Annotated in this window: 18 protein-coding genes and 1 tRNA gene; 13 read left to right on the top strand and 6 right to left on the bottom strand. The window is 68.3% G+C overall.

The annotated features are described in order from the left end of the window. Positions 1 to 147 precede the first annotated feature (147 nt). Positions 148 to 1,203 (top strand): UDP-N-acetylmuramate dehydrogenase, encoded by a 1,056-nt coding sequence (locus ABZ478_RS23425; RefSeq protein ID WP_359552418.1) that lies wholly within the window; start codon positions 148 to 150, stop codon positions 1,201 to 1,203. Between the two features lie 4 nt (positions 1,204 to 1,207). Then, complete coding sequence (locus tag ABZ478_RS23420; RefSeq protein ID WP_359552416.1) at positions 1,208 to 1,918, top strand: hypothetical protein; 711 nt, start codon at positions 1,208 to 1,210, stop codon at positions 1,916 to 1,918. Here ABZ478_RS23420 and ABZ478_RS23415 read toward each other — a convergent pair. After that, positions 1,863 to 2,903 carry an adenosine deaminase gene (locus tag ABZ478_RS23415; protein WP_359552414.1) on the bottom strand — a complete coding sequence of 347 codons (1,041 nt, stop codon included), beginning with the start codon at positions 2,901 to 2,903 and terminating at the stop codon, positions 1,863 to 1,865. The two genes, ABZ478_RS23420 and ABZ478_RS23415, sit on opposite strands and share 56 nt — an antisense overlap. A gap of 127 nt (positions 2,904 to 3,030) precedes the next feature. Then, positions 3,031 to 4,257 carry a pyridoxal phosphate-dependent aminotransferase gene (locus ABZ478_RS23410; RefSeq protein ID WP_359552412.1) on the bottom strand — a complete coding sequence of 409 codons (1,227 nt, stop codon included), beginning with the start codon at positions 4,255 to 4,257 and terminating at the stop codon, positions 3,031 to 3,033. Positions 4,258 to 4,517: 260 nt separating this feature from the next. Here ABZ478_RS23410 and ABZ478_RS23405 point away from each other — a divergent pair. The 3 genes from ABZ478_RS23405 (at position 4,518) to nusG (ending at position 5,914) form a co-directional block, all read left to right on the top strand. Continuing rightward, positions 4,518 to 4,590, top strand: a tRNA-Trp gene (locus tag ABZ478_RS23405). A 107-nt stretch (positions 4,591 to 4,697) separates the two neighbouring features. Beyond that, complete coding sequence (gene secE / locus ABZ478_RS23400; protein ID WP_359552410.1) at positions 4,698 to 4,985, top strand: preprotein translocase subunit SecE; 288 nt, start codon at positions 4,698 to 4,700, stop codon at positions 4,983 to 4,985. Positions 4,986 to 5,065: 80 nt separating this feature from the next. After that, positions 5,066 to 5,914 (top strand): transcription termination/antitermination protein NusG, encoded by an 849-nt coding sequence (nusG, locus tag ABZ478_RS23395; protein ID WP_358928174.1) that lies wholly within the window; start codon positions 5,066 to 5,068, stop codon positions 5,912 to 5,914. A 75-nt stretch (positions 5,915 to 5,989) separates the two neighbouring features. On the opposite strand, the gene ABZ478_RS23390 is transcribed toward nusG, so the two are convergent. Genes ABZ478_RS23390 through ABZ478_RS23375 form a run of 4 tightly spaced genes read right to left on the bottom strand, consistent with a single transcriptional unit; the run spans position 5,990 to position 9,370 of the window. Further along, on the bottom strand, positions 5,990 to 7,237 hold the full coding sequence (locus ABZ478_RS23390) for a site-specific integrase (RefSeq protein ID WP_359552408.1): 1,248 nt from the start codon (positions 7,235 to 7,237) through the stop codon (positions 5,990 to 5,992). Continuing rightward, a complete protein-coding gene (locus tag ABZ478_RS23385; protein WP_359552406.1) occupies positions 7,237 to 7,431 on the bottom strand; it encodes a helix-turn-helix domain-containing protein in 195 nt (64 codons plus the stop codon). Before ABZ478_RS23385 ends, ABZ478_RS23390 begins: the two co-directional genes overlap by 1 nt. After that, positions 7,428 to 8,795: a replication initiator protein RepSA gene (gene repSA / locus ABZ478_RS23380; RefSeq protein WP_359552599.1), complete on the bottom strand. Its 1,368-nt coding sequence runs from the start codon at positions 8,793 to 8,795 to the stop codon at positions 7,428 to 7,430. The genes ABZ478_RS23385 and repSA overlap by 4 nt, the downstream gene beginning before the upstream one ends. A gap of 47 nt (positions 8,796 to 8,842) precedes the next feature. Further along, positions 8,843 to 9,370, bottom strand: a complete 528-nt coding sequence (locus ABZ478_RS23375; RefSeq protein WP_359552404.1) for a hypothetical protein — start codon at positions 9,368 to 9,370, stop codon at positions 8,843 to 8,845. Positions 9,371 to 9,563: 193 nt separating this feature from the next. Here ABZ478_RS23375 and ABZ478_RS23370 point away from each other — a divergent pair, with 193 nt between their 5' ends. The 8 genes from ABZ478_RS23370 to rpoB all read left to right on the top strand — a co-directional run bounded on the left by ABZ478_RS23370 (position 9,564) and on the right by rpoB (position 19,782). Further along, complete coding sequence (locus ABZ478_RS23370) at positions 9,564 to 10,322, top strand: GntR family transcriptional regulator (RefSeq protein WP_359552402.1); 759 nt, start codon at positions 9,564 to 9,566, stop codon at positions 10,320 to 10,322. Then, entirely contained in the window at positions 10,319 to 10,876 is a 558-nt protein-coding gene (locus ABZ478_RS23365; RefSeq protein ID WP_359552401.1) for an ATP-binding protein, read from the top strand. The genes ABZ478_RS23370 and ABZ478_RS23365 overlap by 4 nt, the downstream gene beginning before the upstream one ends. A 1,156-nt stretch (positions 10,877 to 12,032) precedes the next feature. Continuing rightward, positions 12,033 to 12,467: a 50S ribosomal protein L11 gene (rplK, locus tag ABZ478_RS23360; protein ID WP_018543896.1), complete on the top strand. Its 435-nt coding sequence runs from the start codon at positions 12,033 to 12,035 to the stop codon at positions 12,465 to 12,467. A 96-nt stretch (positions 12,468 to 12,563) separates the two neighbouring features. Next, a complete protein-coding gene (rplA, locus tag ABZ478_RS23355; protein WP_358928171.1) occupies positions 12,564 to 13,289 on the top strand; it encodes a 50S ribosomal protein L1 in 726 nt (241 codons plus the stop codon). Positions 13,290 to 13,451: 162 nt separating this feature from the next. After that, the gene (locus ABZ478_RS23350; protein WP_359552399.1) at positions 13,452 to 14,363 is read left to right on the top strand and encodes a hypothetical protein; all 912 of its coding nucleotides are present in this window, start codon (positions 13,452 to 13,454) and stop codon (positions 14,361 to 14,363) included. A gap of 314 nt (positions 14,364 to 14,677) precedes the next feature. Then, complete coding sequence (rplJ, locus tag ABZ478_RS23345; protein ID WP_030823469.1) at positions 14,678 to 15,208, top strand: 50S ribosomal protein L10; 531 nt, start codon at positions 14,678 to 14,680, stop codon at positions 15,206 to 15,208. A gap of 116 nt (positions 15,209 to 15,324) precedes the next feature. Continuing rightward, a complete protein-coding gene (gene rplL, locus ABZ478_RS23340; RefSeq protein ID WP_004927351.1) occupies positions 15,325 to 15,708 on the top strand; it encodes a 50S ribosomal protein L7/L12 in 384 nt (127 codons plus the stop codon). Positions 15,709 to 16,296: 588 nt separating this feature from the next. Then, entirely contained in the window at positions 16,297 to 19,782 is a 3,486-nt protein-coding gene (rpoB, locus tag ABZ478_RS23335; protein ID WP_359552396.1) for a DNA-directed RNA polymerase subunit beta, read from the top strand. Positions 19,783 to 19,870: the final 88 nt, after the last annotated feature.

Here is a 19,870-nt window from a genome sequence, read left to right as displayed (position 1 = left end):
AGGTGCCCGGAGTGGTTTATCGGGGACCGAGGGCTTGTCTTGAGGTCGGATCCCACGGGGTCCACGCAGGTTCGAATCCTGCCCTCTCCGCTCACAGGGAAGGCCGGCGCCACCGGGCCGTCGGCGCCGTCTCGTAGTCTTGGGCCCGTGCAGGAACTCCACGACGCCCCCCTCGCCCCGCTGACCACCTTCCGGCTGGGCGGCCCCGCGGCCCGGCTGGTCACCGCCACCACCGACGCGGAGGTGATCGACGCCGTCCGCCGGGCCGACGACACCGGGACGCCGCTGCTGATCATCGGCGGCGGGTCCAACCTGGTCATCGGCGACAAGGGCTTCGACGGCACCGCCCTGCGCATCGCCACGCGCGGCGTCGAACTGCGCGGCACCACACTGGAGCTGGCGGCCGGCGAGGTCTGGACGGACGCCGTCGCACGCAGCGTCGAGGCCGGGCTCGCCGGGATCGAGTGCCTGGCCGGGATCCCGGGCTCCGCGGGCGCCACCCCGATCCAGAACGTGGGCGCCTACGGCCAGGAGGTCTCCGCGACGGTCACCGAGGTGATCGCCTACGACCGCCGGGCCGGCGAGACGGTCACGCTGACGAACGAGGGGTGCGCCTTCTCCTACCGGCACAGCCGCTTCAAGGCCGACCCCGAGCGCTACGTCGTGCTGCGGGTCCGCTTCGGTCTCGAGGACGCGGGCGGTCTGTCGGCGCCCGTCAAGTACGCCGAGGCGGCCCGCGCGCTCGGTGTCGAACCGGGCGACAGGGTGCCGCTCGCCGCGGCCCGCGAGACCGTGCTGAAGCTGCGCGCCGGGAAGGGCATGGTGCTCGACCCCGAGGACCACGACACCTGGTCCGCCGGGTCCTTCTTCACCAACCCGATCCTCACCGAGGAGCAGTTCACCGCCTTCCACGCGCGCGTGCGGGAGCGGCTGGGCGAGGGCGCCGAGCCGCCCGCGTACCCGGCCGGGGAGGGCCGCACCAAGACCTCGGCGGCCTGGCTGATCGACAAGGCGGGCTTCACCAAGGGCTACGGCACAGGGCCCGCCCGCATCTCCACCAAGCACACGCTCGCCCTCACCAACCGGGGCGGCGCGACCACCGAGGACCTGCTGGCCCTGGCCCGCGAGGTCGTCGCCGGGGTCCGCGAGGCCTTCGGGGTCACCCTGGTCAACGAACCCGTGACCGTCGGCGTGAGCCTGTGACGGCATGAGGCTGACGCTGCGCGAGTTCCGGCCCAGGACGGGCCCGCACGAGCGCCGCGTCGTCCAGCCCTGGCCGCCCCTGCGGCACACCTCACTGCGCGCCCCGGAGCCGCACGGCCTGCTCACCGGTGATCACGACGGGCTGAACCGTCTGGCCGGCCTGTTCGCCTTCGCCGCCCGCTCGCGCCACACCATCGTCCACGTCCCGCTGCGCGACACCGCCACCGCCCACCACGCGGGCGGCGGCGAGCCGGTCGACCTGGTGCTCGTGCACCACAGCCACGGGCTGCGGCCCAGCGCCTGGCCCGAGCTGCGCCGCGGACTCGTCCGGGGCACCCCGCTCACCGTCCGGACCGACGAGGCACGTACCGCGCGCGACGCGGCCGACCGGGAGCGGCGCCGGCACCGCGCCGACTGCCGTGAGGAGCTGCGGCCCACCACCCACGCCCGGACGCTCTTCCTCACCGGCAGCCGGGGCGTCTTCGCCGACACGGCGATGTCCTGCGCGTACGCGGCGGGCTGGGGCCCGCGGCGGAAGGGGATCGTCGAGGGCGGATCCGCCCTCATGGACTGCTTCCGGGGCCTGGCGGGCGAGCCCGGCGACCCGCGCGGCCCCGAGGTGCTGATCTGCTTCCAGGCCTATCCGCCGTACGCCGATTTCAGGCGGCCGGGTGAGTCAGCCAGTCGTCCACGCCGGACAGCAGCCGGGCCCTGACGTCCTCCGGGGCGGCCGAACCGCGGATGGACTGGCGGGCCAGCTCGGCGAGTTCGGCGTCCGTGAAGCCGTGGTGCTCGCGGGCGATGACGTACTGGGCCGCGAGGCGGGAACCGAAGAGCAGCGGGTCGTCGGCGCCCAGGGCCAGCGGGACGCCCGCCTCGAAGAGGGTCCGCAGGGGGACGTCCTCGGGCTTCTCGTAGACACCGAGCGCGACGTTCGACGCCGGGCACACCTCGCAGGTGATGCCCCGGTCCGCCAGCCGCTTCAGCAGCCGCGGGTCCTCCGCGGCGCGCACGCCGTGCCCGATCCGGGAGGCGTGCAGATCGTCCAGGCAGTCGCGCACCGACGCCGGACCGGTCAGCTCGCCGCCGTGCGGGGCCGCCAGCAGGCCGCCCTCACGCGCGATGTGGAAGGCACGGTCGAAGTCCCGCGCCATCCCGCGCCGCTCGTCGTTCGACAGCCCGAAGCCGACGACGCCCCGGTCGGCGTACCGCACCGCGAGCCGGGCCAGCGTACGGGCGTCCAGGGGGTGCTTCATGCGGTTCGCCGCCACCAGCACCCGCATACCGAGCCCGGTCTCCCGGGACGTCGTCTCGACCGCGTCCAGAATGATCTCCAGGGCCGGGATCAGACCGCCCATCCGGGGCGCGTACGACGTGGGGTCCACCTGGATCTCCAGCCAGCCCGAACCGTCCCGCACGTCCTCCTCCGCGGCCTCCCGGACCAGCCGCCGGATGTCCTCGGGCTCTCTCAGGCAGGAGCGCGCCGCGTCGTACAGCCGCTGGAAGCGGAACCATCCCCGCTCGTCCGTCGCCCGCAGCCGCGGCGGTTCCCCGCTGGTCAGGGCGTCCGTCAGGGCCTCGGGCAGGCGTACGCCGTACTTGTCGGCCAGTTCCAGGACGGTCGTCGGCCGCATCGAACCGGTGAAGTGCAGGTGCAGATGGGCCTTCGGCAGTCGGGAGAGATCACGTACATGCTCCATTCCCAGATCCTGCCGCACGTCACCGCCGTCCCGGTAGCCGTTTCCCCTTACGTGCTCTTGCTCGCACACAGGAGCGGGCCGCCTCCCCGGAGGGAAACGGCCCGCACACGCGCGTGAGTACGACGGGCTAGTCCCGCGCCTCCGCCAGCAGCTTCTGGATCCGGCTCACGCCCTCGACGAGGTCCTCGTCCCCGAGCGCGTACGACAGCCGCAGGTAGCCCGGCGTGCCGAAGGCCTCACCCGGGACGACCGCGACCTCGGCCTCCTCCAGGATGAGAGCGGCCAGCTCCACGGTGTCCTGCGGGCGCTTGCCGCGGATCTCCTTGCCGAGCAGGGCCTTGACCGACGGGTAGGCGTAGAAGGCGCCCTCGGGCTCCGGGCAGAGCACGCCGTCGATCTCGTTGAGCATCCGCACGATCGTGCGGCGGCGGCGGTCGAAGGCCTCACGCATCTTCGCCACGGCCTCCAGGTCGCCGGAGACGGCGGCCAGGGCGGCCACCTGGGCCACGTTGGAGACGTTCGAGGTGGCGTGCGACTGCAGGTTCGTCGCGGCCTTGACCACGTCCTTCGGGCCGATGACCCAGCCCACCCGCCAGCCGGTCATGGCGTACGTCTTGGCGACACCGTTGACCACGACGCACTTGTCACGCAGCTCGGGCAGCAGCGCCGGCAGGGACACGGCGGACGCGTCGCCGTAGACCAGGTGCTCGTAGATCTCGTCGGTCAGCACCCACAGACCGTGCTCGACGGCCCAGCGGCCGATCGCCTCGGTCTCGGCCTCGGAGTACACCGCGCCGGTCGGGTTGGAGGGGGAGACGAAGAGGACGACCTTGGTCTTCTCCGTGCGCGCCGCCTCCAGCTGCTCCACGGTGACGCGGTAGCCGGTGGTCTCGTCGGCGACGACGTCGACCGGGACACCGCCGGCCAGGCGGATCGACTCCGGGTAGGTCGTCCAGTACGGCGCCGGGACGATGACCTCGTCGCCCGGGTCGAGGATCGCGGCGAACGCCTCGTAGATGGCCTGCTTGCCGCCGTTGGTGACCAGGATCTGCGAGACGTCGGGCTCCCAGCCGGAGTCACGCAGCGTCTTCGCGGCGATCGCGGCCTTCAGCTCCGGCAGGCCGCCGGCCGGCGTGTACCGGTGGTACTTCGGGTTCTTGCAGGCCTCGACGGCCGCCTCGACGATGTAGTCCGGAGTCGGGAAGTCGGGCTCACCGGCGCCGAAGCCGATCACCGGACGCCCGGCGGCCTTCAGGGCCTTGGCCTTGGCGTCCACGGCGAGGGTGGCGGACTCGGAGATCGCGCCGACTCGGGCGGAGACCCGGCGCTCGGTGGGAGGGGTTGCAGCGCTCATGCGCCCATCGTTTCAGACCGGAAATGGCCCCGGCACGCGGGTTTCACAGACTGAACAGCAATGGGTCGAGGCGTGAACACGGGTCCGAATCCCGCCTCCGGCCTGGACGATCTTCACTCCGACGACCCCGGACCGGGTCTTTCTGTTCGACGCCGGGCCCCGGACCACGTACACTCTTCCCTCGTTGGCCTTCAGCGGCCGCTGCACAGCCGGTGCACACCGAGCATCCGGCCGAATGCGGTACGTTGGGGGACACACAAAGGGTCGTAGCTCAATTGGTAGAGCACTGGTCTCCAAAACCAGCGGTTGGGGGTTCAAGTCCCTCCGGCCCTGCTACACACACCGCCAGGATGTGTGCGCATGTACGTACAGCAATGCACCGCCGTGCGGCTCAGAAACCGGGCGCGGCACGGCCACGACCCGGGATCAGGTGAGGACGAATGACGGACGCCGTGGGCTCCATCGACACGCCTGATGCTCAGGACCAGGTGCCCGAGTCCAAGAAGAAGAACCGCAAGGGCGGCAAGCGCGCCAAGAAGGGCCCGCTGAAGCGCCTCGCCATCTTCTACCGCCAGATCGTCGCGGAACTCCGCAAGGTCGTCTGGCCGACTCGCAACCAGCTGACGTCGTACACGACCGTGGTGATCTTCTTCGTCGCCATCATGATCGCCCTGGTGACCGTGATTGACTATGGGCTCAACCACGCGGCCAAGTACGTCTTCGGCTGAGCCGAAAGCGAAGGGCGCCGTGGTACCGGCGCCCGTTTTCGCATGTTCCACCCCTATGTATCCAGGAAGAAGCAGCCATCGTGTCTGACCCGAACCTGAACGACGCCATCGAGCCGGACGAGACGGTGGACGACGAGCTCGACATCGTCGAGGGCGCGGACGAGCGGGACGAGTTCGAGGCTGCCGAGGCCGAACTGGGGGAGCCGGCCGAGGAGGCCGCCCTGCACGTCGAGGACGAGGAGGGCGCGGACGTCACGGACGACGAGCCCGCCGCCCCGGTCGCGGAGGCCGAGGAGGAGCCGGCCGAGCCCGTCGACCCCGTCCAGGCCCTGCGCGAGGAGCTTCGCACCCTGCCCGGCGAGTGGTACGTCATCCACACCTACGCCGGCTACGAGAACCGCGTGAAGACCAACCTGGAGCAGCGCGCCGTCTCGCTGAACGTCGAGGACTACATCTTCCAGGCCGAGGTGCCGCAGGAAGAGGTCGTCCAGATCAAGAACGGCGACCGCAAGACGATCAAGCAGAACAAGCTGCCGGGTTACGTCCTGGTCCGCATGGACCTGACGAACGAGTCCTGGGGCGTCGTCCGCAACACCCCGGGTGTCACCGGCTTCGTGGGCAACGCCTACGACCCCTACCCGCTGACCCTGGACGAGATCGTCAAGATGCTCGCCCCGGAGGCCGAGGAGAAGGCCGCCCGCGAGGCCGCCGAGGCCGAGGGCAAGCCCGCCCCGCAGCGCAAGGTCGAGGTCCAGGTGCTGGACTTCGAGGTCGGCGACTCGGTCACCGTCACCGACGGCCCGTTCGCCACGCTCCAGGCGACCATCAACGAGATCAACCCCGACTCGAAGAAGGTCAAGGGCCTGGTGGAGATCTTCGGCCGCGAGACGCCGGTCGAGCTCTCCTTCGACCAGATCCAGAAGAACTAGCTTCGCGATCATCCGAGAGAGCCCCTGACCAGCGGTTTCCCGTTGGGCAGGGGCTCTCTCGCGTCCAGGGGGCCGTCACTGGGCCGTGGGTGGCCTCCGGGCCTTCCGATAGACCGCATCCACGGCTTTCCGGGTCCGGGTCTCACTGGTCGGCATCAGGTGGGTGTACGTCCGCAGGGTGAACCCGGCATCGCTGTGTCCCAGGTAGGTGCTCACGGCCTTGACGCTCTCGCCCGAGTCCAGGAGGACCGAGGCGTAGAAGTGCCGTAGGGCGTGCATGCCGTCTTCGCGGGATTCCTTGTACCTCTCGCCCACGCCAGGCACCGGGATGATGCCGGCGGAAGCCAGCGCAGGCTTCCAGGCGTGGGTGTTGAAGTCGTTCCGGCGGAGCGCTCCACCCTCTTGGGTGGAGAAGTACAGGAGCTTGGTCACCGGCGGTCCGTCCGAGCGCAGCCACGGCAAGGTCACCTCGACCGGCGGGAAGGCCGTCATGTGCTTCGCGAGGACGGACGCCACCGAGTCGGGGAGAGGTACGTCACGCAGCTTGTTGTTCTTGGGCGGCGCGTAGATCAGGTGACCGTTCACCAGCTTCACCTGTTGTGTGACATGCAGCACTCCGGACAGCGGGTCCACGTCGTCCACGGCTAGCCCGAAGATCTCGCCCTGTCGGAGGCCGCAGCCCGCGCCCACGTCGACCATGGCCCGGAGCCGATCAGGCATCCCGGCCCGGACCGCGAAGACGCGATCAGGCGACCAGGGGGTGACTCGTCCGGGGGACGGCTTGGGCGGCCGGACCGAACCAGCCCGGCACGGGTTGCGCGCCAGGTAGCCGTCATCCACGGCGGCCGACAGCACGGCCGAGACGTTCCCGAAGATCACCCGCCGATAAGAGCTTGCCGCCCCCGTGTCCTCCAGGAGCCGAGCCCAAGAGCGGATGTGCGACGGCTGGAACGAGGCCAGCGGCCGACTGCCCAGGTACGGAAAGGCATGAAGCCGTAACCGACTTTCGACCGCGACCCTGGTAGCCGGGTCAGTCGTCTGCGAGGCCAACCAGTCTTCGGCGTACTTCCTGAACGTGATCTTTCCGGCAGCCGGGTCGATGTAGTGGCCCCGCGACATATCCGCTTCGATGTTGGCGAGCCACTGTTCGGCCTTGCGTTTCTGCTTGTCCGGGAAGCTCTTGGATTTCTCGGAGCCGTCCGGCCCGATGTAGCGGGCGCGGTAGCGCAGGCCGACGCCGAAGCGTTCAGTCTTGACCCTCACGGGCTTGCCGTCCGGTCCCGGCTCAGTCTTGTACCACCGGTCTTGGATGTGTCCGGCCATCAGGCGGCCCCCTCCATCAGAGATTCGACCCAGGTGCGGACGTCTTCGGGGTCGAAGCGGAGATGCCGGCCGACGCGGAAGCCGCGGGGACCGGTGCCCTTGCGCCGCCACTGGTAGACGGTCTCGACCGGCACGCCGAGCAGGTCAGCGACGTCGATCGGGGTCAGGTAGCGAGACGGCAGTGAGCGCCTCATGCGGACACCTCCCAGTCGTCCAGGTCTGCCAAGGCTTCGCGTGCTGTCTCGCGGTTCAGCCGGATATCCCGCGCGATTGAGGAGGCGAGCCAGGATTCACCGGGGGTGTGGCCCTGTCCGGCGTAGGCCCAGTGGGCGAGCACGAGCGTGGAGCCCTCCGAGTCGTCGAGGTCTTCGGAGAGCCCGCGTGCGCGGCGTTCCTGCTGGGCCCGGAAGTCGGCCCGCGCCTGGCGCAGCGCGCCGAGGGTGGTGGAGTAGCTGCGGGACTTGGTGGAGAAGTGGCCACGGAAGCCGAGCATGTGAGCCCACCGGGCCAGCAGCCGTTCCGGGTAGGCGTCATGCAGCGCCCAGCAGGCTTCGATGAGCCGCCGGGTGTGTGCAGGCAGCGGCAGCTTGTCCAGCTCCGCCAGCTCCCCGATGCGGCGGTCGACGGTGCCCGTGGTCTCGGCCGCCTTCGTGGCGTACTTCGCCACGTACGAGGCGACCGCCTGTTCGGTCAGTTCCTCACGGCCCAGCGCACCGATGGCCTGCACGTCGACCTGGGAGCCCCAGCGCAGGACACGCTCCGGATGGTTGCCGGACTCAGGCACCGGCACCGAGACGCGCCCGGCGGCGGCCCGAATCGCCCCGTCCAGCAGAGCCACCGTTGCCCAGGCCGGCGGAGCGGTGTCGGGACCAGCCGGACCGTCTAGGCGCACCACGGCGTGAAAGTGCACGGCCCCGCGTTTTTGGAACTCGGCGACCTTGCCGAAGGAGACCTGGCACACCTCCCGCAGCGCCGACTGTGTCAGCCCCGCCCGCGCGGCGATTTCCCGGCGCAGGTAGATGGTGAAGCGCCGCCACAGATCCCCGGCGTAGTTGTTGAACAGCACCGCGCCCGCGTAGTCGTACCGTTCCGGATCAAGGGCTGTGCCGAGGGCCGGGTCATCCTCGGCGTGGGAGCTCCCGCAGCGGCAGCGGCCGGAGTCGGGCCGGTTGTGAACCGGGCCGAACGACGGGGCAGTGAGGGTGGCGAAGACGCGAGGGTGATCCCGCACGGTCGCAGGCACGTCCTTGCGCTCATCCCCCGTGATCCCAGCCCGGATCAGGTGATAGGTGTCGCCCGCGTAGGTCCACGCGCAGGCCGGGCAGCGGGAGGCCCGCCGGTTGCCGCAGGCGACTCGCAGCATGCCGCCTGGCTCCTGCTCAGTGCTGTAGGAGTACAGCACGTCACCAGTCTTGGCATCGCGGGTCACGGTCTGACCCATGAGCCGGATCGGGTGAGCGCAGCCGCCGGTACGGCGCACCTGTTCCTGCCACCGATCGAAGCCGGGCGAGTTCGCCACCCGCAGCAGGTCTGCCAGGGTCACAGGGTCAACGCCCATGGAGGCCGCAGCACCGGCCACGGCCTCCGGAGGGACGGGGAACACCGTCACGCGGCACCCCCGCACAGCGAGCACGGACCGTAGCCCTCCTCGTACCAGTCCGCATCCACGTCGACGGCCCAGCACGCCCACACCTGTCGGGTGTCGCCGCACTCGGGGCACGGCCCGTCCAGCAGGAACCGGCCGCCACGCTCCCGAGCCTCATCACTCATGGAGGAGAAGTGCGTAACGAGCGCAGCCAGTTCCCCGGCCCGCCGGTCGCGCTTGCGGTTCGGGAAGCGCTCGGCGTGAGTCCGCTTCTGCTCAGCCGTGACCCGCTTTCGCGCCTCAAGACGCCGGTATCCGGCCTCCAGCGCGGCGACGTGACGGAGCCGGTCCAGGCCCACCCGGTTGGCCCCCTGAATGATCCAGGCAACAAGCTGCGCTTCGTCCCCGCGCTTGTAGCGATAGCCGTCCGGCAGATCCGAGGCGTACAGCGCCACAGTCCGCTCACCGTTCGACAGCTCTTCGACCGACACGGACGGCACAGATAAAGCGACCGAGGGGACGTGTTCAGCAACCAGAGTCGCGGGCATGATGGGACTTCCCTTCGAGGGAGCCAGGGGCGGCGGTTCTTCTTGGCGGTTGAGCGCCGCCCCTGGGCAGGCGTAGTTGGTTCTGGACCTCGCTAACTCAGCAGCAGGTACATCCCTAAGGTTCCCTAGGGAACCTTAGGGTGTCAAGGGGTACGCTAGGGATGCAGTCAACTGAGACAAGGGAGCTGACCCGATGGCAGACCAGGCCGACAATCGAGCGCCCTATGCGCAGATTGCCGCCCATTACGCGGAGCTGATCACGTCCGGCGAACTCCAGCCGGGATCCCTTCTGCCGAGCATCAAGAACCTCTCGCAGGAGTGGAGCGTCAGCTCCGCGACTGCCGAGAAGGCGTTGCGGAAGCTGCGTAACGAGGGCCTTGTCAGGGGCATCCACGGCATTGGGACCGAGGTCCTGGACCGTCCTGCCCCTATGTCCTCCGGGTCTCAGCGCCAGGACCGAGGCCGCCGTACCGGGTCTAGTTGGGGAACCGGCGAACGGTCCGACTCGCATCAGGCTTCGGTGGTGCCGGCGCCCGCAGACGTGGCGCAAGCGCTGGATCTCAAGCCCGGCTCGAATGTGATCCGGCGCAGCAGGGTCTACCGCGACCGACACGGCATCGTCGCGCACTCGACGTCATGGATTCCCGTCAGGTACGGAGAGCTGATCCCACAGCTCACCAGCAGTGAGCGACTGACCGGGGGAACGTCGCTGCAACTCATCGCGCAAGCAACCGGCCGCCCCATCACGCACCGGTTCGACACCGCGTCGGCCCGACTGCTCACCCCGGAAGATGCGGAGCTACTGGAGCTGGACCCCGAGAAGGCACTGCGGGACCCGGTGGTCGTCATGACTGCGAAGTTCGTCGACAGTGAAGGCACTGTCGTTGAGTACGGCGTCGACCTCGGCGGCCCCGGTCGTACGTGGCAGACGGAATCGGAAGTCACCCAGTGACCGCCGCAAACAGTGCTCGTCAACCGTTCTGCGTCCTCATGGTCGGGCTTCCCGGCTCAGGGAAGACCACTCTGGCCCGTGCGCTGACAGCACGAGGGTTCGTCAGGCTCTGCCCAGACGAAGAGATGTTCCGCCGACATGGTGTGTATGGGGTCGACTTCCCCCGAGGAACGTTCCCGACCCTTGAGCAGCCGATCCTCGAAGAGACATCGGTGGAGCTCCGTGAGCAGCTCCAGGCCGGGCACGATGTGGTGGTGGACCATGGCTTCTGGACGCCGGAAGACCGTGCTCACTGGCGATCGGTTGCGACCGAAGGAGGTGCGGTCTCGGTCGTGGTCTACCTCGAGGCAAGCCACGAGGAGCTGTGGGCCCGCGTGAGCAAGCGCAACGCTCGGCACGAGGACGATCCGAACTCGATCTACTTCGCCGAGAGCGACCTGATCCGCTATCGCAAGCGATTCGTGGCCCCGCAGCCCGACGAGCCGCACCTTGTCTACGACGGGGACCCTGAGTCTGTCCTTAAGACGCTGCAATCGGAGCCAGACCGCTCATAGCCGGGACCACGAGGCCGCCAGGGCACGAGTTACAGGTTTCTCTACCTCATCAAGCCCCGGCTGCGCTCCGCTCCGCCGGGCGCGCTCACGGCTCCGCTCGGGGCGCCGCTCCTGCCTCCGGCCCGCTCCGCCCCGGCTGCGCCTCCGCGCGCCCACGTGTGGATAGGGCCGATGGCCATGAGTCGATCACCGCGAGCACGGCCACGGTCAGAACAGTGCCTCCGGCGGGGGACCGGCCGGCACCGGGATGGAGGGGGCGCCGTCGCCGCCCGCGGGTCCATCGTGGCGGATGCTGGGGGCTCCCGTCCCGCACACCATCGACCCAGGCAGAGCCGAGCAGACGCGGCCCAGGGCGTCAAGGTCGTTCGTACAGTGGCGCGCTCCACCTTGACGCCCTGAACCACGTCCGCTCCACGGTGTGTGGGTCGACGGCGTACGGGACGGGAGCTGGGAAGGTGCTGAGGGGTCTGGGTAGCGATCCCCTTACAAGCAGTCATCAGTCATCACCCCGCGTTCTTGACCTGCGAGAAGTCATCGGCACTACTCTGAACAGGGGGCTGAAGCGACGACAGCCGAGGGTGGTGAATGGGCTATGCGGTCCAGCGGCTGGGAAGCCTGGATCCTCACCATCGCGATCATCGTGCTGTTTGTGATCTTGTTTTGTGCTCTGGTGATCGCCGTTATCTTCGGGGTCGTCACTCTGGTCCATCGCCTGCGTGCTCAGTGGCGTCACCAGCCTCCCCCCGCCTCTGCCTGGCGGCCCTGGCCGGGGAAGCCGACGAACGCGGTGAGCCGGGGCCGCCCGCTTGGTCATGATGAGAGCCGCAACGGCGCGTCCCCCACGCCCGGGCCGTCTGGGGGCCGTGCGAGGCGAACCGACGTTGACAGATGATGACAACTAGTCCCGGCATCCGCGCAGGTCACAAAGGGCACTACAGTAGACCGCCCCACGTGGCAGACTTGGGTCACCACTTCCAGAAGAACTAGTTCCTTCTGGACGAACCGCTTCCGTGCAGGTCAGGCAGGCGCTCGGCGTCCGCCTGACCTGCACGGTTTTTGGCCGCGCATCCATACCCGTTATCGTTGTGCGGTATGCCTGCGTCCGGGTGGTCCCCGGATGCGGGCAGGGACCCGAATTGAAAGGACCCGGAGAGCTATGCCTCCCAAGAAGAAGAAGGTCACGGGGCTCATCAAGCTCCAGATCAACGCCGGTGCGGCGAACCCGGCCCCGCCGGTCGGTCCGGCGCTGGGTCAGCACGGCGTCAACATCATGGAGTTCTGCAAGGCCTACAACGCCGCGACCGAGTCGCAGCGTGGCTGGGTGATCCCGGTGGAGATCACGGTCTACGAGGACCGCTCCTTCACCTTCGTCACCAAGACGCCGCCGGCCGCGAAGATGATCCTCAAGGCCGCGGGCGTGGAGAAGGGCTCCGGCGAGCCGCACAAGACCAAGGTCGCCAAGATCACCGAGGCGCAGGTCCGCGAGATCGCCACGACCAAGATGCCCGACCTCAACGCCAACGACCTGGACGCCGCGTCCAAGATCATCGCCGGCACCGCCCGCTCCATGGGCATCACGGTCGAGGGCTGATTCCCCACCCCGTAGTCATGCGGCCGTGAAAAGCCGCACGTGGCAGGGCCTGCTCGGCCCGTACCACGACTCCTCACAGAACCCCCAGGAGCAGTTGTGAGCAAGCGCAGCAAGGCTCTCCGCGCTGCGGACGCCAAGATCGACCGGGAGAAGCAGTACGCCCCGCTCGAGGCCGTCCGTCTCGCCAAGGAGACCTCCACGACCAAGTTCGACGGCACCGTCGAGGTCGCCTTCCGTCTGGGTGTCGACCCGCGCAAGGCCGACCAGATGGTCCGTGGCACCGTGAACCTCCCGCACGGCACCGGTAAGACCGCCCGGGTCCTGGTCTTCGCGACCGGCGACCGTGCCGAGGCCGCGCGTGCCGCGGGCGCCGACATCGTCGGCGCCGACGAGCTGATCGACGAGGTGGCGAAGGGCCGTCTGGACTTCGACGCCGTCGTCGCCACCCCGGACCTCATGGGCAAGGTCGGCCGCCTCGGCCGCGTCCTCGGCCCGCGTGGTCTGATGCCGAACCCGAAGACCGGCACCGTCACCCCCGACACGGCCAAGGCCGTGACGGAGATCAAGGGCGGCAAGATCGAGTTCCGCGTCGACAAGCACTCGAACCTGCACTTCATCATCGGCAAGACGTCCTTCGAGGACGCCCAGCTGGTGGAGAACTACGGCGCGGCCCTGGAGGAGATCCTCCGTCTGAAGCCGTCCGCCGCCAAGGGTCGCTACATCAAGAAGGCCGCCATCAGCACCACGATGGGCCCCGGCATTCCGGTCGACTCGAACCGCACCCGCAACCTCCTCGTCGAGGAGGACCCGGCCGCCGTCTGAGCCCAGCGCTCACCCGGCAGCCGCGTCACGGACGCGTAAGCAAAGGGCGGACCCCGCAACCTCCGAGGTGCGGGGCCCGTCCTTTCTTTGTGCGGACTGTCGTACGACTGTCAGTGGCCTGGGCTACGGTGCAGGCACCGGACTCGCATGGGGGTAGGACGAATGAAGAGCACGACCGCACGCCGGGTGACCCTTGCCGTCGCGGTGGTCACCGCGCTGACCGGGGTGGCCGCCTGCGGCACGGAGGGCTCCGGGGAGGGCGACAAGGCGGTCGGCAGAAGCCTCACCCACGCCAACCCCCTCGCCGCCCTGCGGTCCGCCGAGAAGTCCACCGACAAGGCGGAGTCGGCCAGGGTCCGTTCCACCACCAGCATCGGCGACACCATGTCGATGACCGCGAACGGCGCCCTGACGTGGGGCGACGGCATGAAGGGCAACCTCACCATCACCTACACCGGCGGCAAGCTGGCGGAGGCGATGCGCAAGGCCGGCACGTCCTCGATGGAGGCGCGCTACCTGTCGGACGCCTACTACGCCAGGATGAGCGAGCGGTTCGCCCAGCAGTCCGGCGGCAAGCACTGGATCAGGTACGCCTACGACGACCTCGCCAAGCTCGGCGGCGGCTCCGGGGCGTACATGAAGGACCAGATGCAGAACACCACGCCGAACCAGTCGGTGAAGCTGCTGCTGGCCTCCGGTGACGTGAAGAAGGTCGGTGAGGAGCAGGTCTCCGGCGTCAGCGCCACGCACTACTCCGGCACGGTCGACGTCGCCGACCTCGCCGGCAAGAACAGCGACCTCGACGCCGGCCAGCTCGCCGGCCTGAAGAAGCAGCTCAGCCAGGCGGGCGTCAGCACGGAAACCGTCGACATCTGGGTCAACGGACAGGACCTGCTGGTCAAGAAGGTCGAGAAGGCGCAGATGACCGCCGGCACGATGACCAGCACGGCCTACTTCAGCGACTACGGCGTGCGGGTCACCGCCGAGGCGCCCCCGGCCGCCGACACCAAGGACTTCAAGGACCTGATGAAGGCCGGCGGCACCGCGACGGGCAGCGGCGTCAGCGCCTCCTGACCGGCCGCCGCACCAGGACCGGGGCGGGCCGTGGAGCCCGATTTGCTCGACGGTGCCCCGGTCCCGTACTCTCCTACCGAAGCCAAAGACCGCTGGTCGTTGCCGCACGTTCGAATGAGGGTGCGGTGGCCGAAGGATCCGCTGCAAAGTGGACGACCCGCGCAGGTGTAAGTGGAAGCACTCCCGGATGGCACGCGCCAAGCGTGTGCCGACGGTCGAGTCCGCCCCGAGCGCCTGCGCCGGGGCGTTTCGTTTTCTCCAGTCCTCCTTCGGGTCCGCGCGGTCAGAATCACCCGGAAGGAGGCCGAGGCTCTATGGCGAGGCCCGACAAGGCTGCCGCGGTTGCCGAGCTGACGGACAAGTTCCGCAGCTCCAACGCCGCCGTGCTGACCGAGTACCGCGGTCTCACCGTGGCGCAGCTCAAGACGCTGCGCCGGTCGCTCGGTGAGAACGCCCAGTACGCCGTGGTGAAGAACACGCTGACCAAGATTGCGGCCAACGAGGCCGGGATCACGCTGGACGACCAGCTCTTCGCTGGTCCGACGGCCGTCGCCTTCGTCACCGGTGACCCGGTGGAGTCGGCGAAGGGTCTCCGTGACTTCGCCAAGGACAACCCGAATCTCGTCATCAAGGGCGGTGTCCTTGATGGCAAGGCGATGTCCGCCGACGAGATCAAGAAGCTTGCGGACCTCGAGTCCCGCGAGGTTCTGCTCGCCAAGCTGGCGGGCGCCTTCAAGGGCAAGCAGACGCAGACTGCGCAGCTCTTCCAGGCGCTTCCCTCGAAGCTCGTCCGCACCGTGGACGCGCTTCGTGCCAAGCAGGACGAGCAGGGCGGTGCCGAGTAATTCGGCTCGCTTTCTGATCCGGGCCGCCTGACGCGGCCAGGGTCACAGCGGGCCAACGTACGCCCGCCACTCATGTACATCCGGCACCTGCCGAATTAGTGGAAGGATCGCCCATCATGGCGAAGCTGTCTCAGGAAGACCTGCTCGCGCAGTTCGAGGAGATGACCCTCATCGAGCTCTCCGAGTTCGTGAAGGCGTTCGAGGAGAAGTTCGACGTCACCGCCGCCGCGGCCGTCGCCGTCGCGGGCCCGGCCCAGGGTGGCCCGGCTGCCCCGGCCGAGGAGGAGAAGGACGAGTTCGACGTCATCCTCACCGGTGCCGGCGACAAGAAGATCCAGGTCATCAAGGTCGTGCGTGAGCTGACCTCCCTGGGCCTGAAGGAGGCCAAGGACCTCGTGGACGGCGCCCCGAAGCCCGTTCTCGAGAAGGTCGCCAAGGACGCCGCCGAGAAGGCCGCCGAGTCCCTCAAGGGCGCCGGCGCCTCCGTCGAGGTCAAGTAACACCTCCCGGGTTCCCGTAACCCGACTGCGCGCGGACTGCGGTCTCAAGGGGCTGTAACGCGAACGCACCGAAGAGCGATCATCCATCCGGGTGGTCGCTCTTCGGCGTATGCGGAGGGTGGCCCGGGTCGCCTTGAACTCGCCCCGGCGAGGGGTATGGTGATCTTCGTTCTGTCTCCGGACGGCCTCGTTTGGGCTGGGGGGCCTTGACGAACCGCACGCAGCGCGCAATTCTCAGGACGCGTCGTCACAAGGATCCGAATCCGAGGCATGGATCGACGGCGAAGAGGGCAGTATCAACGTGCGTTGAGGGATCAACGTGCGTTGAGGGCGGACAAGCCGAGGGCGTTGTTGACGAAGGCGTTGAGCACGACGAGGGTCTCGAAAAACCCGAGCTGGACATCAGTGTGCCAAGTGGCTACACTGACCCTTTGCGCTGCCTGTTAGCTTCCCCTGCCCGTCACCAGGGGTCTGCCCTCACTCGAGCACCGATGACCGAAGCTCCCCTGACCTGGGGTTTCCGTCTCTGTGTCTGGGAGAGGGGCCGGTACGCGCGTAGTGAGTCCGAGCCCTCGGAAGGACCCCCTCTTGGCCGCCTCGCGCAACGCCTCGACCGCGAATACGAACAACGGCGCCAGCACCGCCCCGCTGCGCATCTCCTTTGCAAAGATCAAGGAGCCTCTCGAGGTTCCGAACCTGCTCGCGCTGCAGACCGAGAGCTTTGACTGGCTGCTCGGCAACACCGCTTGGCAGAGTCGGGTCGAGGAGGCTCTTGAGAACGGTCAGGACGTCCCCACCAAGTCCGGTCTGGAGGAGATCTTCGAGGAGATCTCCCCGATCGAGGACTTCTCCGGGTCGATGTCCCTGACGTTCCGGGACCACCGCTTCGAGCCGCCGAAGAACTCCATCGACGAGTGCAAGGACCGCGACTTCACGTACGCGGCCCCCCTCTTCGTCACCGCCGAGTTCACCAACAACGAGACCGGTGAGATCAAGTCCCAGACGGTCTTCATGGGCGACTTCCCGCTCATGACGAACAAGGGCACTTTCGTCATCAACGGCACCGAGCGTGTCGTGGTGTCGCAGCTGGTCCGTTCCCCCGGTGTCTACTTCGACTCCTCCATCGACAAGACGTCCGACAAGGACATCTTCTCCGCCAAGATCATCCCGTCCCGGGGTGCCTGGCTGGAGATGGAGATCGACAAGCGTGACATGGTCGGTGTCCGCATCGACCGCAAGCGCAAGCAGTCGGTCACCGTACTGCTGAAGGCGCTCGGCTGGACGACCGAGCAGATCCTCGAGGAGTTCGGCGAGTACGAGTCGATGCGCGCCACCCTGGAGAAGGACCACACCCAGGGCCAGGACGACGCGCTGCTGGACATCTACCGCAAGCTGCGTCCGGGCGAGCCCCCCACGCGTGAGGCCGCGCAGACGCTGCTCGAGAACCTCTACTTCAACCCCAAGCGCTACGACCTCGCCAAGGTCGGCCGCTACAAGGTCAACAAGAAGCTGGGTGCGGACGCTCCGCTGGACGCGGGTGTCCTGACCGTCGAGGACGTCATCTCGACGATCAAGTACCTGGTGAAGCTGCACGCCGGCGAGACCGAGACCTCCGGTGACAACGGTGGCACGATCGTCGTCGAGACGGACGACATCGACCACTTCGGCAACCGTCGTCTGCGCAGCGTCGGCGAGCTGATCCAGAACCAGGTCCGTACGGGTCTCGCCCGTATGGAGCGCGTCGTGCGCGAGCGCATGACGACCCAGGACGTCGAGGCGATCACGCCGCAGACCCTGATCAACATCCGGCCGGTCGTCGCCTCCATCAAGGAGTTCTTCGGCACCAGCCAGCTGTCGCAGTTCATGGACCAGAACAACCCGCTGTCGGGTCTCACCCACAAGCGCCGTCTGTCGGCTCTTGGCCCGGGTGGTCTCTCCCGTGAGCGGGCCGGCTTCGAGGTCCGTGACGTGCACCCGTCGCACTACGGCCGCATGTGCCCGATCGAGACGCCCGAAGGCCCGAACATCGGTCTGATCGGCTCGCTCGCCTCCTACGGCCGGGTCAACGCGTTCGGTTTCGTCGAGACGCCGTACCGCAAGGTCGTCGAGGGCCAGGTCACCGACGAGGTCGACTACCTGACCGCCGACGAGGAGGACCGCTTCGTCATCGCGCAGGCCAACGCCACGCTCTCGGACGACATGCGCTTCGCCGAGAACCGCGTCCTGGTCCGCCGCCGTGGCGGCGAGGTCGACTACGTCGCCGGTGACGACGTGGACTACATGGACGTCTCGCCGCGCCAGATGGTGTCGGTCGCGACCGCCATGATCCCGTTCCTCGAGCACGACGACGCCAACCGTGCCCTCATGGGCGCGAACATGATGCGTCAGGCCGTGCCGCTGATCAAGTCCGAGTCCCCGCTCGTCGGCACCGGCATGGAGTACCGCTCCGCCGTCGACGCCGGCGACGTGGTCAAGGCCGAGAAGGACGGTGTGGTCCAGGAGGTCTCCGCGGACTACATCACCACCGCGAACGACGACGGCACGTACATCACGTACCGCCTGCACAAGTTCTCCCGGTCCAACCAGGGCACCTCGGTCAACCAGAAGGTGGTCGTCGACGAGGGCGACCGGATCATCACGGGCCAGGTGCTCGCCGACGGTCCGGCCACCGAGAACGGCGAGATGGCCCTCGGCAAGAACCTGCTCGTGGCGTTCATGCCGTGGGAGGGTCACAACTACGAGGACGCGATCATCCTGTCGCAGCGCCTCGTGCAGGACGACGTCCTCTCCTCGATCCACATCGAGGAGCACGAGGTCGACGCCCGTGACACCAAGCTCGGCCCGGAGGAGATCACCCGGGACATCCCGAACGTCTCCGAGGAGGTCCTCGCCGACCTCGACGAGCGCGGCATCATCCGTATCGGTGCCGAGGTCGTCGCCGGCGACATCCTCGTCGGCAAGGTCACGCCCAAGGGCGAGACCGAGCTGACGCCGGAGGAGCGTCTGCTGCGCGCGATCTTCGGTGAGAAGGCCCGTGAGGTCCGTGACACCTCGCTGAAGGTCCCGCACGGCGAGATCGGCAAGGTCATCGGCGTCCGCGTCTTCGACCGCGAGGAGGGCGACGAGCTTCCCCCCGGTGTGAACCAGCTGGTGCGCGTCTACGTCGCGCAGAAGCGCAAGATCACCGACGGTGACAAGCTCGCCGGCCGCCACGGCAACAAGGGTGTCATCTCCAAGATCAACCCGATCGAGGACATGCCGTTCCTGGAGGACGGCACCCCGGTCGACATCATCCTCAACCCGCTGGGTGTGCCGTCCCGAATGAACCCGGGACAGGTTCTGGAGATCCACCTCGGCTGGCTCGCCAGCCGCGGCTGGGACGTCTCCGGCCTCGCGGACGAGTGGGCCCAGCGCCTCCAGGCGATCGGCGCCGACTCGGTCGCTCCGGGCACCAACGTCGCCACCCCGGTGTTCGACGGTGCGCGCGAGGACGAGCTGGCGGGTCTGCTGCAGCACACCATCCCGAACCGGGACGGCGAGCGCATGGTGCTCCCGACCGGCAAGGCGCGGCTGTTCGACGGCCGCAGCGGTGAGCCGTTCCCGGACCCGATCTCGGTCGGCTACATGTACATCCTGAAGCTGCACCACCTGGTCGACGACAAGCTGCACGCCCGTTCGACCGGCCCGTACTCGATGATCACCCAGCAGCCGCTGGGCGGTAAGGCCCAGTTCGGTGGCCAGCGGTTCGGTGAGATGGAGGTGTGGGCCCTTGAGGCCTACGGCGCCGCGTACGCCCTCCAGGAGCTGCTGACCATCAAGTCCGACGACGTCACCGGCCGCGTGAAGGTCTACGAGGCCATCGTCAAGGGCGAGAACATTCCCGAGCCCGGCATCCCCGAGTCCTTCAAGGTGCTCATCAAGGAGATGCAGTCGCTCTGCCTGAACGTGGAGGTGCTGTCCAGCGACGGTATGTCCATCGAGATGCGCGACACCGACGAGGATGTCTTCCGCGCTGCGGAGGAGCTCGGCATCGACCTGTCCCGGCGCGAGCCGAGCAGCGTCGAAGAGGTCTGACGGGAGTCCGGTAGGGGCCTCGCCACCGTGTGAGGCCCCCGCCGACCCCCAGGCCCCCGTTTCAGACCACAGACTTACGACCCTGAGA

Origin of the sequence: Streptomyces sp. NPDC005706, assembly GCF_040631045.1 — a bacterium.
In the GTDB taxonomy this organism is placed as follows: domain Bacteria; phylum Actinomycetota; class Actinomycetes; order Streptomycetales; family Streptomycetaceae; genus Streptomyces.
Note: the sequence above shows the minus strand (reverse complement) of the source record. Positions and strands in the feature narration are given on the sequence as shown.

Excerpts from the sequence above, each read along its gene's own strand:
- rplK (WP_018543896.1), top strand. The coding sequence starts at position 12,033 with ATGCCTCCCAAGAAGAAGAAGGTCACGGGGCTCATCAAGCTCCAGATC.
- ABZ478_RS23375 (WP_359552404.1), bottom strand. The coding sequence starts at position 9,370 with ATGCCCGCGACTCTGGTTGCTGAACACGTCCCCTCGGTCGCTTTATCT.
- ABZ478_RS23390 (WP_359552408.1), bottom strand. The coding sequence starts at position 7,237 with ATGGCCGGACACATCCAAGACCGGTGGTACAAGACTGAGCCGGGACCG.
- secE (WP_359552410.1), top strand. The coding sequence starts at position 4,698 with ATGACGGACGCCGTGGGCTCCATCGACACGCCTGATGCTCAGGACCAG.
- ABZ478_RS23385 (WP_359552406.1), bottom strand. The coding sequence starts at position 7,431 with ATGAGGCGCTCACTGCCGTCTCGCTACCTGACCCCGATCGACGTCGCT.
- rplJ (WP_030823469.1), top strand. The coding sequence starts at position 14,678 with ATGGCGAGGCCCGACAAGGCTGCCGCGGTTGCCGAGCTGACGGACAAG.
- ABZ478_RS23415 (WP_359552414.1), bottom strand. The coding sequence starts at position 2,903 with ATGGAGCATGTACGTGATCTCTCCCGACTGCCGAAGGCCCATCTGCAC.
- ABZ478_RS23370 (WP_359552402.1), top strand. The coding sequence starts at position 9,564 with ATGGCAGACCAGGCCGACAATCGAGCGCCCTATGCGCAGATTGCCGCC.
- rplL (WP_004927351.1), top strand. The coding sequence starts at position 15,325 with ATGGCGAAGCTGTCTCAGGAAGACCTGCTCGCGCAGTTCGAGGAGATG.
- ABZ478_RS23410 (WP_359552412.1), bottom strand. The coding sequence starts at position 4,257 with ATGAGCGCTGCAACCCCTCCCACCGAGCGCCGGGTCTCCGCCCGAGTC.
- ABZ478_RS23420 (WP_359552416.1), top strand. The coding sequence starts at position 1,208 with ATGAGGCTGACGCTGCGCGAGTTCCGGCCCAGGACGGGCCCGCACGAG.
- ABZ478_RS23350 (WP_359552399.1), top strand. The coding sequence starts at position 13,452 with ATGAAGAGCACGACCGCACGCCGGGTGACCCTTGCCGTCGCGGTGGTC.
- repSA (WP_359552599.1), bottom strand. The coding sequence starts at position 8,795 with ATGGGCGTTGACCCTGTGACCCTGGCAGACCTGCTGCGGGTGGCGAAC.